16 protein-coding genes are annotated in these 16,391 nt (G+C 38.9%); all 16 read left to right on the top strand.

Annotated features, from left to right (window positions below; genetic code table 11):
* Positions 1-190: 190 nt before the first annotated feature.
* The 16 genes from AC2IOM_RS00495 to AC2IOM_RS00420 all read left to right on the top strand — a co-directional run bounded on the left by AC2IOM_RS00495 (position 191) and on the right by AC2IOM_RS00420 (position 16,390).
* The gene (locus AC2IOM_RS00495) at positions 191-1,162 is read left to right on the top strand and encodes a flagellin N-terminal helical domain-containing protein (protein WP_486358789.1); all 972 of its coding nucleotides are present in this window, start codon (positions 191-193) and stop codon (positions 1,160-1,162) included.
* A 436-nt stretch (positions 1,163-1,598) separates the two neighbouring features.
* Complete coding sequence (locus AC2IOM_RS00490) at positions 1,599-2,573, top strand: flagellin N-terminal helical domain-containing protein (protein WP_486358788.1); 975 nt, start codon at positions 1,599-1,601, stop codon at positions 2,571-2,573.
* Between the two features lie 196 nt (positions 2,574-2,769).
* On the top strand, positions 2,770-3,732 hold the full coding sequence (locus tag AC2IOM_RS00485) for a flagellin N-terminal helical domain-containing protein (protein ID WP_486358787.1): 963 nt from the start codon (positions 2,770-2,772) through the stop codon (positions 3,730-3,732).
* Between the two features lie 70 nt (positions 3,733-3,802).
* Complete coding sequence (locus tag AC2IOM_RS00480) at positions 3,803-4,222, top strand: flagellar protein FlaG (protein WP_486358786.1); 420 nt, start codon at positions 3,803-3,805, stop codon at positions 4,220-4,222.
* A gap of 26 nt (positions 4,223-4,248) precedes the next feature.
* Positions 4,249-5,640, top strand: coding sequence for a flagellar filament capping protein FliD (gene fliD / locus AC2IOM_RS00475; protein ID WP_486358785.1), 1,392 nt, complete (start codon positions 4,249-4,251; stop codon positions 5,638-5,640).
* Positions 5,641-5,651: 11 nt separating this feature from the next.
* Positions 5,652-6,080, top strand: coding sequence for a flagellar export chaperone FliS (gene fliS / locus AC2IOM_RS00470; RefSeq protein WP_486358784.1), 429 nt, complete (start codon positions 5,652-5,654; stop codon positions 6,078-6,080).
* The gene (locus AC2IOM_RS00465) at positions 6,073-6,354 is read left to right on the top strand and encodes a hypothetical protein (RefSeq protein WP_486358783.1); all 282 of its coding nucleotides are present in this window, start codon (positions 6,073-6,075) and stop codon (positions 6,352-6,354) included. Before fliS ends, AC2IOM_RS00465 begins: the two co-directional genes overlap by 8 nt.
* 18 nt (positions 6,355-6,372) lie before the next feature.
* Positions 6,373-8,439 carry a motility associated factor glycosyltransferase family protein gene (locus AC2IOM_RS00460; RefSeq protein ID WP_486358782.1) on the top strand — a complete coding sequence of 689 codons (2,067 nt, stop codon included), beginning with the start codon at positions 6,373-6,375 and terminating at the stop codon, positions 8,437-8,439.
* A 17-nt stretch (positions 8,440-8,456) separates the two neighbouring features.
* Positions 8,457-8,939: a GNAT family N-acetyltransferase gene (locus AC2IOM_RS00455; protein ID WP_486358781.1), complete on the top strand. Its 483-nt coding sequence runs from the start codon at positions 8,457-8,459 to the stop codon at positions 8,937-8,939.
* 14 nt (positions 8,940-8,953) lie between these two features.
* Positions 8,954-10,285 (top strand): NAD(P)-binding protein, encoded by a 1,332-nt coding sequence (locus tag AC2IOM_RS00450; RefSeq protein WP_486358780.1) that lies wholly within the window; start codon positions 8,954-8,956, stop codon positions 10,283-10,285.
* Positions 10,286-10,287: 2 nt separating this feature from the next.
* The gene (locus AC2IOM_RS00445) at positions 10,288-10,968 is read left to right on the top strand and encodes a class I SAM-dependent methyltransferase (protein ID WP_486358779.1); all 681 of its coding nucleotides are present in this window, start codon (positions 10,288-10,290) and stop codon (positions 10,966-10,968) included.
* Complete coding sequence (locus AC2IOM_RS00440) at positions 10,969-11,670, top strand: class I SAM-dependent methyltransferase (protein ID WP_486358778.1); 702 nt, start codon at positions 10,969-10,971, stop codon at positions 11,668-11,670.
* Positions 11,645-12,703 carry an ATP-grasp domain-containing protein gene (locus tag AC2IOM_RS00435; protein WP_486358777.1) on the top strand — a complete coding sequence of 353 codons (1,059 nt, stop codon included), beginning with the start codon at positions 11,645-11,647 and terminating at the stop codon, positions 12,701-12,703. Before AC2IOM_RS00440 ends, AC2IOM_RS00435 begins: the two co-directional genes overlap by 26 nt.
* Positions 12,696-13,889, top strand: a complete 1,194-nt coding sequence (locus AC2IOM_RS00430) for an alanine racemase (RefSeq protein ID WP_486358776.1) — start codon at positions 12,696-12,698, stop codon at positions 13,887-13,889. Before AC2IOM_RS00435 ends, AC2IOM_RS00430 begins: the two co-directional genes overlap by 8 nt.
* On the top strand, positions 13,876-14,937 hold the full coding sequence (gene pseI, locus AC2IOM_RS00425; protein WP_486358775.1) for a pseudaminic acid synthase: 1,062 nt from the start codon (positions 13,876-13,878) through the stop codon (positions 14,935-14,937). The genes AC2IOM_RS00430 and pseI overlap by 14 nt, the downstream gene beginning before the upstream one ends.
* Complete coding sequence (locus AC2IOM_RS00420) at positions 14,930-16,390, top strand: GNAT family N-acetyltransferase (RefSeq protein WP_486358774.1); 1,461 nt, start codon at positions 14,930-14,932, stop codon at positions 16,388-16,390. The genes pseI and AC2IOM_RS00420 overlap by 8 nt, the downstream gene beginning before the upstream one ends.
* Position 16,391 lies beyond the last annotated feature (1 nt).

Here is a 16,391-nt window from a genome sequence, read left to right as displayed (position 1 = left end):
AATAGTTAGCCATATTTCCATCTTAAATAAGTTTTTGAATAATTTAAAAAAAATTAAAAATTAAGCTAAAGGAATTTTTTTTCCTCCCGATAACAAAAGTAACTTCAAGAGATACTGAAATTTAAATTTCTAGCTCTTCGTTAAATATGAGAATTGAAAGTAAGTTATTTTTACTTCGGGAGAATGAGTCATGGCACTTTATGTAAATACAAACGTAAGTTCATTAAACGCTCAACGTCAATTAATGAATTCAGGTAATTCGTTAGATACATCTTTTCAGCGTTTATCATCAGGTCTTCGAATCAACAGCGCAGCTGATGATGCGGCAGGTCTTCAAATTTCAGACCGTTTACAATCACAGATTAATGGTCTTAATCAAGGTAACCGTAATGCTAACGACGGTATCTCACTAGCACAAACAGCTGAAGGTGCGATGGATGAAGTAACGGGTATGTTCCAGCGTATTCGTACCCTAGCACAACAAGCATCAAATGGTTCGAATACTGATGAAGACCGCTTAGCGCTTCAGGAAGAAATTCGCCAGTTATCTGAAGAAGTTAACCGTGTTGCTGCAGATACAACATTCGGTGGCACGAACTTACTAGATGGTACTTATGAAGCGAGCTTCCAAGTTGGTGCAGATGCTATTCAAACGATTGGCTTTAGCATGAAAACAGTTGGCGGCACGACTAACGGTCCTAATACTATGACAGCAAACGGTGGTTTCACCATGTCAGGTATTGCTGGAATTGCATCAGCTGTAACTGGTAAGTCGATGACAGCTCTAGCGGCTGGTATCAGTAACGTAGGTACTGGTGTAACAGCTGCAACTGCTGGCTTTACTAATATGGCTGCAACGGTTATCAGTGTATCGTCACAAGAAAATGCGCAGCAAGTGTTAGCAGCAATGGACTCAATGATCGCGGTTGTAGATAAAAAGCGTTCAGAGCTTGGTGCGGTACAAAACCGATTCCAGTCAACAATTCGTAACCAATCGAATATTTCTGAAAACTTGAGTGCTGCGAAATCACGTATTAAAGATGCTGATTTTGCACAAGAGACTGCTGCGTTAACACGTAACCAGATCTTACAGCAAGCAAGCCAAACAATCTTGAGTCAGGCTAACCAGCGTCCACAGGCTGCATTGAGTCTACTAGGATAAATTAAGAGAAATGCCCTTATCAAATGGGGTAGTAGATAAGGGCATTAGAAACGGATATTTAAAGCGGAGGCAACTGCTATAAAACATCCAAACAAGTAAGTATAAGAAACCCAAAGGTCTCTCGTACTAAATTGATTAAGCAAATATAGTACCAAGTATAAAGTAAGTTTATTGACACCGCTATATTTGCCCCTTACTTTCAATCTTTCTCTTTGAAAAGAGCCTTTATAAGGCTCTTTTTTATTTGTGGCACAGTTATTGAATTATTCTTTCTTGAACAAGATATGTAGGAAAATTTAGGCGGTTATTTGCCGCTTTTGTTTAAAAGTTGGCAATCATTTTCCTAGACCCTAATGGCAATGTTGCAAGTAATGCTGCGTTTACCGGGTTACTCATATCTAACATATTATAAGAGATAGATAGAGAGAGTAAGGTTATGGCTTTATATGTAAATACTAATGTAAGCTCGCTAAATGCCCAGCGCCAGTTAGATCGTTCTGGGAGCGACTTAGATACAGCGTTTAAACGCTTATCATCGGGTCTTCGAATTAATAGTGCTGCTGACGATGCTGCAGGTCTTCAAATTTCAGACCGATTACAATCACAGATTTTAGGTTTGAATCAGGGCAACCGAAATGCGAACGATGGTATTTCACTAGCACAAACAGCTGAAGGTGCAATGGAAGAAATGACTACCATGTTCCAGCGCATTCGAACATTGTCACAACAGGCTGCAAATGGTTCGAACACGGATGAAGACCGATTAGCACTGCAAGAGGAAATCCGTCAGCTATCATCTGAGATTAACCGAGTTGCAGCCGATACGACATTTGGTGGTCAAAACTTACTCAATGGTAACTATGAAGCTAATTTCCAAGTAGGTGCTGATGCAGTGCAAGTTATTGGTTTTAGTATGAAAACAGTTGGTGGTACCGCAAATGGGCCGAACAGTATGACCGCAAATAATGGTTTTACTATGTCAGGTATCGCAGGCATAGCTAGCGCCGTTGGTGGTAAAGGAATGAGCGTTTTAGCCGCTGGTATCAGTAACGTACAAACAACATTAACAGAAGCGACCGTTGGGTTTAGTAACATGGCGGCGACGGTAATAAGTGTGTCGACACAAGCGAATGCACAACAAGTTCTTGCGGCAATGGATGCGATGATTGCTGTTGTAGATAAAAAGCGTTCTGAGTTAGGTGCGGTTCAAAACCGTTTTCAGTCAACGATTAGAAACCAAGCTAATATCTCAGAAAATCTAAGTGCTGCTAAATCACGAATTAAAGATGCAGACTTTGCCATGGAAACAGCGCAATTAACACGAGCACAAATATTACAGCAAGCGAGTCAGACAATTCTCGGTCAAGCAAACCAAAGACCACAAGCTGCGCTAAGTTTGCTGCAAGGTTAAATTTAATTTATTTAAAAAGCTCCCTAATGGGAGTTTTTTTATGCCTATTAAAAAAAATTAAAAAAATTGCTAAAGCAAATTCTAAAGATGTCGATAAGCCGACTAGAACACCTATTTTAGGATTCTAAATTGGGCTTTTTAAATAAGTAGGGGTACTTATTTAAACTGCACTTTAGTTAATAAAGCGGAGGCAATTATGGCTTTATATGTAAATACAAATGTGAGCTCTTTAAATGCTCAAAGACAATTAAGTCAATCAGGTACTAACTTAGATACCTCATTCCAACGATTGTCGTCAGGTTTGCGTATTAATGGTGCAAAAGACGATGCTGCTGGTATGCAGATTTCGAACCGACTTACAGGTCAAATTAACGGTTTGAATCAGGGTATTCGAAATGCAAATGATGGTATTTCTCTATCACAAACTGCTGAAGGTGCGATGGATGAAATTACCAGTATGTTCCAACGTATGCGTACACTCGCTCAACAGGCGTCGAATGGTTCAAACACGGATGAAGACCGTCTTGCACTGCAAGAAGAGATTCGTCAACTTTCATCTGAAGTAAACCGTGTTGCTGAAGATACAACGTTTGGTGGTCAAAACCTGTTAGATGGCTCTTATGAAGCCAACTTCCAAGTAGGTGCCGATGCAATTCAAACCATTGGTTTTTCAATGAAAGATGTTGGTGGCACGGCAAATGCCATGAGTGCGAACAACGGTTTTACTATGTCGGGTATTGCATCAATAGCAACAGGTGTAACTGGCAAAACTATGTCTACACTTGCTGCTGGTATTAGCACCGTCAGCTCAACGATTACAGAAACAACAGCATCTTTTACGGCTTTTGGTGCCACCTCTATTTCAGTGTCATCTCAAGTAAACGCGCAACAAATACTAGCTGGTATGGATTCTTTGATTGCCGTTGTTGATAAGAAACGTGCAGAACTAGGTGCTGTACAAAACCGTTTCCAATCATCAATTCGAAATCAATCGAACGTTTCAGAAAACCTTGCAGCTGCTCGTTCACGTATCCGTGATACTGACTTTGCTGCTGAAACAGCTGCATTAACTAAGAATCAGATCTTACAACAAGCAAGTAGTTCAATTCTAAGTCAAGCTAATCAGCGACCACAGGTGGCATTATCTCTCTTAGGTTAAATTAATTGACCACTGGAAAAACATTTTCCAGTGGTCAACTATAATTACTTAATAAGCTAAAGGTATTGGTATGAATGTTATAGAATCAAACCTGGCAGTCACACAGAGTGATGAGCTAAAGAAACAGCAAGGGTTTGGTGGCGTATCTGAGAGTCAAAGTGACGACAAAACTAGACCAACTGGTACAAATCTTGCTGATTCAGAAAAAGACCTTTTTCAAGAAGAGGTCAAATCGAAGGAAGATATATTTGCTGAAATTAAAGCAAATTTAAAAAAGATAAATGAGTTTATTCCTGTACAAGCAACAAGCTTAGTATTTGAGTTTGATGAGCTTGGCGAACCGCCGGTAGTAAAAGTATTGGATAAGTCTAGTCAAGAAGTCATCAGAGAAATACCACCTAAGGAATTCCGCGAAATGGCTAAAGCTTTAGACGAAGTAGCCGATAGACTTACTAACACCAAAGGCGTTTTGTTTAACGACACGGTGTAGCAAATATTTAAAGGTTAGAGGTAGTTATGGCGAGTATCACATCAGCAGGGGTTGGTTCAGGGCTAGACCTTGAAAGTATCATCAAAGCGTCATTAGATGCCGAGAATATTCCTAAGTTACAAGCTTTTGCTGCAAAAGAAGAAGCTATAACAGTTGAGCTTTCAGCGATTAGTGAAGTGAAGTCAGCAATGACACAACTTCAAGATGTAATCAAAAAATTAGCAGATGTAGATAACTTTACAAAGCGTACCGCTGAATTAAAGCAACCAGCTTCGGGTGATTTGATCCGCGTTTCCACTAACGATAATACCACTCCGGGGCGTTTCAATATAGAAGTAATGCAGCTTGCTCAGGGCTCTAGAGCGGTTTCTAACACTGGTTTTTCGGCTGCTGATGATGTTGTGACTGCTAGTGGAGGAACACTAAGTTTCGCTGCTGGAAGTAAGTCATTTGATTTAACACTCGATGCAGGTGCCACGCTCGAAGACGTTAGAAATGCGATTAATGACGCTAACGACAACTTTGGGGTTATTGCCAATATTGTCAATACTGGAACTGAATCAAAATTAGTCCTTACATCAAATGAAACCGGTACAGGCAATGATCTAGTTGTTACAAATGATACTGCAGAGCTTGATGCTATTTCAACCGTAGCTAATGGCGGAGGGGCAGGTGGGCTTGGTATTGCTGCCGAAGATCAAGCGCAAGACGCAATTATTAAGGTTGATGGGCTAACAGTTCAAAATAGCACTAATACTTTCAAAGATGCTGTACAGGACATGACCATCACAGCACTGAAAGAAAGTGAAAACAACGAAACCTCTCGCATCGATATCGATTATGATAAAAGCGGCGTATCTACCCTTGTCGATGAATTTATATCTAGTTATAACAATCTAATCGGTCAACTCGGATTTCAAAGCAGAGTTGGTAAACCACTCAACGGTGATGCAACGATTAGAACGCTTGAAAGTCAGCTTAATTCGATGTTATCAACTACAGTTCCTGGTGTGGAGCCATTCGAAACTATATTTGATGCGGGCTTGGGAATTAATAAAGAAGGCTACTTAGAAAAAAGTACGCTAGTAAGAAGCTTAAACACGGCACTTGATGAAAATTATGATGAAGTTGGCGAGCTTTTTGCAGGTGAGAATGGTATTGCCAAACAGTTTGAAACGCTTCTGGATAATTATGTGTCGTCGAGTGGTTTGCTCAAAGAAAGAGAAACTGATCTTAATCTTAGACAAGAAGACTTAGAAGATGATCTAGCTAACCATGATTACCGAATGGAGCAATTAGAGATTAGGTTGCGAAAGCAGTATTCGTCACTTGATGTGCTGTTGGCAAATATGCAACAGACGCAAACCTACTTGTCAGCTCAACTTTCGAGCTTACCAGGTTTTACCAAATCAAAATAAATGGGTAACTTATGTATAACGCTAAAGTAAAGAATTACCAGAAAGAAGCATTGAAAACACGTGTTGCTGGTGCAAATCGTTATCAGATCATTCAAATGCTAATGATGGGCACATTAGAAAAACTAGTGTTAGCAAAGGTGTCTATTGAACGTAAAGATCTTGCAGCTAAAAGTGAGAATATTTCTAAGGCCTCAGCCATTATTAATTCTTTACGAGATTGCCTAGATTTTGAAGTTGGTGGTGAAGTAGTCGAAAACCTTTATATGCTTTATACGTATATGCTTGATACATTACTTGATGCAAGCTTAGAAAATAGCGTCGAAAAAATCGATGAAGTTGCAGGTTTAATTAAAGAGATTAAATCTGGTTGGGACGCGATTCCCGTTGAAGTACGAGATGAAGTATTAGGTTCTTCGTCTCAAGGTGCTAGTGTTGGATAATTTCTCCGCTGTTAACAGCAGTCTTGAACAGCTCAAGGCTGCAATCGAATGTGAGGATTATGAATCGGCGAATGAGCTTGCATTAGCTTTTGACATAGTGATAAAAAAATTATTTCAAAATAAGGAATTAATTGATCAAGATTTGCAGTTAGTGCTGGTAGATTTTTCCCGATTGGTATCTAATTTGCAAGAGAAGCAAAAATTGGTTGGCAAAGATATTGTTAAGTTAAAACGAAGTTCAAGTCATATTAACCAGTATCTGCAGGCAAAATAAAATGGGAAAAAAAGATATATGCTCTCAATTGAACAGCAACTTCAAGCATTGGAAGAACAGCTAAAGAGAAGATGTAACGAAGCAGAAAAAGAACAGATATTTGTTGATGCTGGCAATCAGCGATACAAAGAAAATTTAACGGCATTTCAAACTTACTTTCCTGATATTTATGAAAAATTTCTGACTTATAACCCAAGTGATAAATTCCAGTTTATCCTTAATTCTAATGGCTCAGTCAATATCATAGATCATGATACTGGAGTACCTATGTACTCTGAGGATCCAGTTGAGCAGTGTAAAGAGCAGTGTCAAAAAAATATCGACTCGCCAATTATTGGTAGAACAGATCACACGGGCGTGGCACTGATTGAGAATGTGTCAGACTTCAGACATGTCGATTTAATGGTTGATTTGGGAACCATTTATAACAAAGCAAAAGATAACCTCGAAGATAACAACAAGCTCGGCGACAGCATACCTAGCTTAATGGTGTTTGGTGTGGGCTTAGGTTACCACTTAGAGCAACTAATTGATGCTACAACCAGTGCTTATATCAATATATTTGAGCCGAATGAAGATTACTTTTTTGCCAGTCTATTTGTGTGTGATTGGGTAACTATTCTTAATAAAATCGATAAAAAAGGATGCTATTTATATTTAGGTATTGGCCTAACTGAGTCTGAAATTTATCAAGCTTTTTATAATCGCTCTCGAAATATTAGTGTGGCAACTATTTGCCATGCTTGGTTTTACCAACATTATCCATCATTTTCAGTAAACAAATGGATAGCGGAATTTAAAACAAATTTTCATCAGTTTTTTGCCGGTTTTGGCTTCCTAGACGATGCAATCATGGGGGTGGCGCACACATTAGGTAATGTGAAAAACGAATTACCTATGATGGGTAAATTTAAAACAGACGATACCATTGCACAGTTACCTGCCTTTATCATTGCAAATGGCCCCTCACTTGACGCTGATATTGAACGTATTAGAGCGCTTCAAGATAAGGCGATTATTTTCTCATGTAATTCGGCATCTACCGCTTTAGTAAAGCATGGCATAGTACCTGACTTTCATGTGGCTTTGGAGCGTACAAAGTCAACCTATACATTTTTAAAAGAGCATTTGCCAGAACATGCTCGCGCTAAAATGAATTTACTTACCACTAATGTAATGCATCCTGATGTATCTCAACTCTTTAATTGGACTGGGATGGGCTTAAAAAGCGGTGAAACAGGTACCCAAATGTTGCAGGTTGAGCATTATTACGATCAAAGGTTGTCTAGTAACACTTTATCTTTTTGTAACCCTTTGGTTGGCAACACCGCATTAAGCTTTGCCTGTCATTTAGGATTTAAAGAGATTTACTTGTTTGGCGTTGATAATGGTTTTATTGATGAGGCACACCACCACTCTAAATCAAGTTTTTACTATGATGAAAAAGGTGACACTGTTGTAAAACCATATAGGCATGGCAAGAATATAGCGCTACCAGGGAATTTTGTTGAACGTGTTTTGACTGATGAGTTTATGCACGTTGGTAAAGTGCAAATGGACCGTTTGTTAAAGTCTTTTGAGAATACTGGTCTTAACTGTTACAACGCAAGTAACGGTGTTGCTATTGAAAATACAATCCCGCTTCATTCAGAAGATATTTTACTAGGCGAAATGGCGCTAGAAAAAGCCCAGGCAATTGAATATATCAAGAGCACATGTTTTGACGTTAAAAGTAACTATGATGCGGTAGAAGCCTATCTGGGTTATAGCGACTTCAATGCTTTATGCCAAACAATGAGCGAGATTCTTCGTCAACCGTTCTCAAATCGTCTTGAGGCGCAAAATGTTTTGCTTCAGAGCTTGCGTTACTTGTATTCATTTAAAGATTCTCCAAAGCATTTATTACTTTATTTGCTATTGGAAGGCGAAGCACTGTATGTAACATCATTGTTGATTTCATTACTTTATAACTTCGGTAGTGACGAGGAAATAGTGCCTTATTTTGATGAAGCAATTGAGCGTTGGGCGTTATTCATAGAATCAGCACCAAACTTGTACCAAGAGTTTTCTAAAAAGCCAAAGTAACTATAAGCGGAGGTAACATGATAAAAACGGAACGTTTTTTTCTGCGAGAGTTAGAAGAGAAAGATGCAACGGTGCGTTACCTCTCTTGGTTTAGTGATCCTGTTGTAACTCAATTTATTGAAAGTACACCCAAAAGCTTATCCGAAATCAAATTATTTATTGCTGAAAAGTTGCAAGATGATAATGCTTTATTGTTGGGTATTTTTACACATGATTGTGAGCATATTGGCAATATTAAATTTGAGCCTATAACACTTGAAAAAAATTATGCTGCTTTAGGCATATTAATTGGTCAGATAGAATGGCGAGGAAAAAAGGTTAGCCAAGAAGTGATTAATGCAAGTTGTGATTACTTAAAACAAGAATTTGGCATTACTCATTTTTGCTTGGGGGTTGCCAAAGAAAATGTGCCTGCAATTAAAGCATACGAAAAGCTGGGATTCTCTAAATCGAAAACCGACCTTAGAGACTCACTCTATGTAATGGATAAGTACCTTTAAAAAGAGGTGGACTCATGAAGACATTTGTAATTGCTGGTGGTGGTTACCGTGGTATTTTAGGCGCAATTTTACTTCGACAAAAAGGGCATAATGTTACTTTAATTGACGCAGGTAAAGGATTAGGTGGCGTATTAAATGGCATACAATGGAAAGGCTACTCACTCGATCTTGGCTGTCATTTATTTGACAATACTTCAAAACAGCACACGCAACTGCTACAGCAAATACTTGCTGATAAAATGCAACCAATAGAAGTAACTTATGGCGGTCGAACAGAAGGTGTTTGGCATGACAATTTTACGGTGCCATCTTATGCAAATACGCATGTTGATAAGGCGCAATTACTGCATCAATTAGTGATTGCAGCAGCAGAAAGTCAACCGGTTTCGGTTCATAACTACCAATCCTATTTAAAACAGCGCTATGGTAACTTGGCTTCTCAATTGTTGGCAAAAGCATGTCGTAAAAAAGTGCAGTACGATGCCAAAGAATTAGACGCAGTTGCGGCGAGAGTTGTGTTGTTTGATCGCGTTAACTTTTTTGACAATGATACTTCGTTGTTTCTAAAGCAACATGCTCATCTCGACGAGGTGTTAGCTGCATCGGCAGTCGAAGACCCAATGCGTTTTTATCCTGATGCAAAGGAGCAGTTTGAATACAGAAATATCTACCCACCTGGTGGGACAGGTATTTTTTGTCAAAAAGCACAATCTTATCTAGATGAAATCGGTGTTAAAGTGGTTCTAAATGCTGAAATTACTAATTATAACGGTGATATAGTAACAACCAGTGATGGCCAAACGTTTTCTTGTGATAAATTGTTCTGGACACTAGAGCTCGAAAAAGCCGAACGATTATTTACAGGCCAATCGACACTGGCTCGCTATATTCATCCGGTTCCTATGGTAGTAGCTTATTTTGAAGTGAATGAAGAAGATGTTAATGATTACACTTACGTTCATGATCATAGTGACGACACCTATATTTTCCGAGCTTCAACAATTGGTAAATACAGTCAACAAATCATTGATGGCAAAACATATGTCTGTTGCGAAATACCAACAACTAAAGAAAGTGAAATTTGGCAACACTCTGAGTTGTTTGTTGATACCATTTGGCAAGAGTTTAAGTTATTAAACATCGTTAAGGAAAATGCGTGTTACAGCGATTATAAAATAATAAATGCACCAGTAACCTTTAAACTACCTAAAATAGGATTTTCCGAAACTGAGCGCACTGTTCGAGAGTTGCTAGCGGAGTTTCCAAACTTGATTTTAACTGATACTAGCTACTTCTCGACGCAAGATATTGCGCAAGTTGTTGCAGATGAATTAAGAGATTTGTAATTATGAGTTCCTTTGACACAATTTGGAATGAAATCTACGAAACCGGTCATGTTAATCGCTATCCTTGGGATGCAGTGGTGAGCTTTGTCTTTCGCAATGCCCCCAAAGATCGAGCACGTGATGAGATAGTCATCATGGAAGTTGGTTGTGGTGGTGCAAATAACCTGTGGTTTTGCGCGCGCGAGGGGTTTCAAACCATTGGTGTCGATGCGAGCCCTGAAGCATTAAATTTGGCGCGTAAACGATTCGCTGAAGACCAATTGGCTGGCGAGTTTTTAGAGCAAGACTTTACAAACTTATCGCTAAAAGATAATAGTGTTGATCTGGTGATTGACCGTGCAGCTCTGACATGCACACCATATTCGGTGATGTATAAAACAATTAATGAAATTCATCGTGTACTAAAACCCGGTGGTAAGTTTTTGTTTATTCCTTATGGTGACAGCCATAGCAGTGCAGCTTCCGGCCATTTAGATACCAAAGAAAAAATGGTTAAAGGTATCAATCGTGGTACGTTAGTCGATGTTGGTCAAATTACTTTTTTATCAGTAAATGATATTAAAACGTTATTTTCTAAAGGGTGGACTTTAGAGCAATTAGAACGTGCTGAAAATACAGATCTTCTAACACCTGAGTTTGGTTTACACTCTGAATATCGTGTCATTGCTAGGAAAGAGGTGTAAATGTCTAATCATTGGGAAGATAATATCTATCAGAAAGGCTTACACCTTAACCGTTATCCTTTTGGTGAGTTAATCTCGGTTTTTTATAATGCATTAGCGTATTTAGAAACCGGTGATGAGAAAAAGTCGGTACTAGAATTAGGCTGTGGTGCTGGCAACAATCTGTGGTTTTTCGCAGAAAATGGATTTAATACCGTTGGTATTGATGGCAGTAGTTCTGCTTGCAAAATTGCTGAATCACTTTTAGCAAAGCGCCAGTTAGCAGCATCGGTACATTGTATGAATTTTGACGATATTACTGGGGAATTGGGGCAATTTGATATTATTATCGATCGAGCTGCTACTTATTGTGCGCCTTTCGAGACTAGGCAGATTTGGTGGCAGAATATTCTTAAATGCCTAAAACCTGGTGGCGTAGTGATTAGCTTTAATTTCGATAAATCTTCAATATGGTACCAAAAATCAGTTAACGAACCTGGCTTTGCTACACGTGTTGCTGAAGATACTTACAGTGGTTTTGCCTATGGCGCCTTAAAAGACACGGGTGTATCTCACTTTGTTGATAAATACAGTTTAGAAAATCTGTTTTCACCCTTACAGACCATTCAAATACTTCATCATCAGTGCAACCCTGTAGGTGAAGTAAACTTAGACTACGCATATTCAGAATTAATTTATGTCGGAAGAAAAACAAAAGCCTAAGTACACAATCTTAGTGACGTGTGCAGCCAGTATCGTTGTACCAAGCTCCCTTCAAGCGATTGAAAGAAGTACCAATAACGAGTATGAGTTTGTGGGGGTAGATGCATCTGAAGATGATCTAGCAAAATCTTATTTATCACATTTTTACAAAGTACCTTTTGCCTATCAATCTGATTATGTCGATAGACTTGCCGATATTATTTCGACTCATAAAGTCGATTATTTGCTTGTATTATCTGATGAAGAAGCGCTTGTATTGAGCGAAGATACTATCAAGGAACGATTAGCGGGACTGGGTTGTACTTTGCTGTTACCTGATCATACTGTGGTACGAACTTGTAAAGATAAGGGCGATTTTTTAGCATTTTTATCTAATCAGGCGAATTTGTCCGAAACGTATAACTTAGTTAATAATGCATCAGACCTTGATACTGCAGCTTTTGCAATGGGGTATCCCGAGAATCAATTTATTATTAAACCGCGGAATGGCCGAGGTTCTCGTGGCATTATGTTGATTGATGATAACGCATCTCCGAGCGATATTGTTAAGGTTCGAGATAATAAATCTTATAGTTTATCGTTTGCTAAAACGCTGTTTGAAAGTGAAACAAACCTAGATCTAATTGCAATGCCTTACTATAGCGGTGAGGATTACAATATTGATGTGTTATGTAATCGCGGTGAAGTGGTTTATTCAATGATCCAGCGCAGGGTGGCCCCTAAAATGGGAGCGATAACGTGTGCGCAAATAGTAAATGACAGCGATATTCACCATGTCATTTCAGAGCTAGTTTCTACACTTAATGTTACTGGACTGATTAATATTGAACTTGCCCGTTGTGAACAATCGAATGTCCCAAAAGTTTATGAAATTAATCCGCGCCCATCAGCAGCATTTGCATTTAGTTGTTATCAAGGCGTCGATGTTTTAGCAGATTTAATTGCTGTTTTATCTGGAAGCGGTGTAGATAAAAGGCAATTTTTACCAATGAAAATAAAACGCGTTTGGCAGCAGATTTATAACTATGAATAATTACTTAGCTGAGATTGCCAATAAATACGACACCCCACTATTTGTGCTTGACGAGGCCAAGTTAGAACAAGAAGTGACTAATTTTGTATCGGCATTTAAAAAACACATTTATCAAGTTGAAGTATGTTATTCGGTTAAAACTAACTATACGCCTTGGGTAGTCAAAAAAATAAATGCATTAGGTGTTAAACCAGAAGTAATCGCTGGCTTTGAGCTTGATTTAGTGTCACAACTTGGCATTTCAGGTCCCTTGTATGTAAACGGACCCGTTAAACAATCTCATGAGTTAATGAAATGCATCACAGATGGGCACATTATCAATATTGATAATATTGATGAATTAAAGTTACTTGTTGAACTCGTCACCCAACAGAAAAAGCTTACTAATGTTGGCTTACGTGTAAGGCCAGAAGGGGAAAGTTGGAAGCGGTTTGGTATTAAGTTTCAAAGCGATGCATGGTTTGAGGCGTTGGCACTTATTGAAGAATGTCCCTATTTAAATATGCAAGGTCTGCATATGCATATTGGTACTGGGATCATTGATATTAAAAAGTATCAGCAGGCCGCTGAGTACATTAAAAAGATTGCTTTATCACTTCCCTATGCGTTGACGTTCATTGATTTAGGTGGTGGTTTTGCGACTTCTACAGCGCGCTTAAATAACTACAGCGAACTCGATTGGCAAGTGCCCAGTAGTGAAAGCTATGCGAAAGCGATTGGTGATGTCTTAAATGATTACCTAGAAAAACACGATTGTAAGCTGGTTATTGAGCCAGGAAGAGCGCTTATTGATGAAGCGATGGATATGATAACACGTGTAGTAAGCGTCAATGACGAGAGAATTATTGTAGATGTTGGCAAGAATAGTGTGCCTTCTGTAGAAACCCGTGTACATCCTATAAAACCGCTTATAAACAGTAATGGTTTATCCCAGCGCTTTGATATTTTTGGCCCACTTTGTATGGGTTCCGATTGTTTAGGGCGAGATATTTTATTGAATAAACCGAGTGTTGGGGATTACTTTATTCTCAAAGCTGTCGGCGCATACAGCCAATCACAAGCAATGAATTTTATAAAGTTCGCACCAGCAAGTGTGGTAATTGACAAGAATAACGCCACTCACTTAATACAGCGTCGACAAACCATCGATGACTTTATGGCAAGAGATAACTATGAACAGTTTTAAAATTGGTAATCGAGAAATTAATAATAAGCACTGTTTTATTATTGCAGAGTTGTCTGCTAATCATGGAAAAGATCTTGATATTGCCCTCAAAACCGTTGAAGCAGCAGCCGAATGTGGCGCCGATGCTATTAAGTTACAAACAGTTGAACCTAGCTTAATTACACTTGATTGTGATAATGAGTATTTCAAGGTACCTGAAGGTACCCCCTGGGCTGGGCAAAATTTGTATCAATTAGAAGTTGATACATTTTTACCTCGAGAGTGGCATAAGCCTCTTTTTGATAAAGCGCATGCTTTGGGGCTGGCGTGTTTTTCTTCTCCTTTCGATTTGACTGCGATCGATTTTTTAGAAACGCTAGATTGCCCTGCATATAAAATAGCAAGTTTTGAAATAACGGACTTAGCATTAATAGAAAAAGCAGCAAAGACGCAAAAACCTATTATTATCTCAACGGGGATTGCCACACTTGATGATATAGAACGCGCTGTAACAACCTGTAGAAATGTAGGAAACCATAATATCACGCTGTTGAAATGTACTTCAGCTTATCCGACGCCGCTTGATCAAGTTGACTTATTATCTATGGCGCAGCTTGGAAAGCAGTTTGATTGCTTTTTTGGTCTTTCAGATCATACGCTAGGGGATATTGTACCGACATCAGCTGCCGCACTCGGCGCAAGCGTGATTGAAAAGCACTTTATATTAGACAAATCCATAGAAAGTGCTGATGCCTCATTCTCAATGACACCAGATGAATTTAAGGTGATGGTGGAGCGAGTTAGACAAGTCGAGCAAGCACTTGGGAATCAGCAGTGGCAGGTTAATGACAGTATGAAAGGTGGCCGTAAGTTCGCGCGATCATTATTTGTTGTTGAAGACGTAAAAAAGGGCGACTCATTTACTGCTGAAAATGTTAGATCTATTCGACCTGGCGATGGCTTGCCGCCAAGGTATATAGAGCAAATAATCGGGAATACTGCTACGCAAGATATTTCGCGAGGTACACCACTTAATCATTCAATGGTGTTGGAGCCACTCCGTGACTAAACTGTTGTTTGTTGCACATGATCGAGGGGGAGCTAATGCCCTTATATCGCTTTTGCAAAGTAAAGATTGGACTGCCGAGTGGCATGTTGACTTTCTTTTTTTAGGTCCTGCTAAATCTGCTTATGCTGAATTCCTGCTAGGAAAAGTAAACTATGCTAGTTTATCTGCTATCGATTGGGGTGATTATCAGCTTATTTTAACTGGCAGTAGTAATATTGATGATTTAGAAAGGCAAGCTTGGCAGACAGCTAAAAAATATGGCACCAAAACAATTTGCCTGATTGATTCGTGGACAAATTTAGTTGAACGCTTTCAGTTTTATCAATCTAAAATACTTTCTTTGCCTGATGTGATTAATGTTATTGACGGCAAAAGTGCAAAATTTTTAATGACTGAATTACCTCAATTTAAAGGCGAACTTGTTATTGGTGGACAACCTTTTCTTGAATCGATTCAACAGCCACAACGCAAAGAAAAAGTAACACAGCAAAATACGGTATTATTTTGTTCAGAACCTATGCTCGAAGGATACAACCAAACAGGGGCATTAGGTTACGATCAGTACTCTGTCTTCTCAAATATTGTTAAACAGTTATCGCTATTACCTTTTGCGTCAAAAATACTTTTGAAGCTTCACCCGGCTGAGAATAAAGTGAATTGGCACAATTTTTTATCGCAATTGCCAGCTCTAGAAAATGTTTCGATTGAATGGGTAGAAGGTAATCTTAACGAATACTTTAATCAGGTTAATGCTGTAGTTGGACTCGTTTCTATGGCTTTATTGGAAGCTGCATTATCGGGTGTGAAAACCATTAGTTGTCAATTTGACCGTCAGTTTGAAGTGGCACCCGAAGTGGTCCAGTTTAGCCAGGTAATTACCAACCCAGATGAGTTTCTGCCTATATTACAAGACAATGCTACTGCAGCTAATTGTGACGCATTGAACCAAGTCATTACAGCATCGAGTAAGCGAGTCGTAAAAATGCTTAAGCAACAGCTATGTAGCACATTAACTATTCGCGATGCGCAATTAGATGATGGAAAATTAGTATTTAATTGGGCAAATGATTTGGCTGTAAGAGAAATGGCGTTTAATAGTGATCAAATTGATTGGCAAGACCATTTAAAATGGTTTACCTCGCGGTTAAATGATGAACAAACGCGAATTTATATCGCATGTTTAGAAGGGCAAGCTGTGGGTCAAGTGAGACTTGAGTTAGTGCCAAAGCAGAATGCCGCATTGCTCGATTATTCTATCTCTGCTAATTTCCGAGGCATGGGGTTGGCAACACGTATGTTAATGCTTGCTGCTAAGCAAGCATTGGCAGATGCGTTCTGTTCACACATCATTGCTGAAGTAAAACTTGAGAATATGGGATCACATAAAGCTTTGCTTGCCGCGGGTTATCAATTGCAAGAAAATACTTCTGAAATTAAGCGTTATCGATTCTAAA

It is taken from the genome of Pseudoalteromonas sp. NS-SX12 (assembly GCF_057367955.1).
This window is presented reverse-complemented; position numbering and strand designations above follow the sequence as displayed.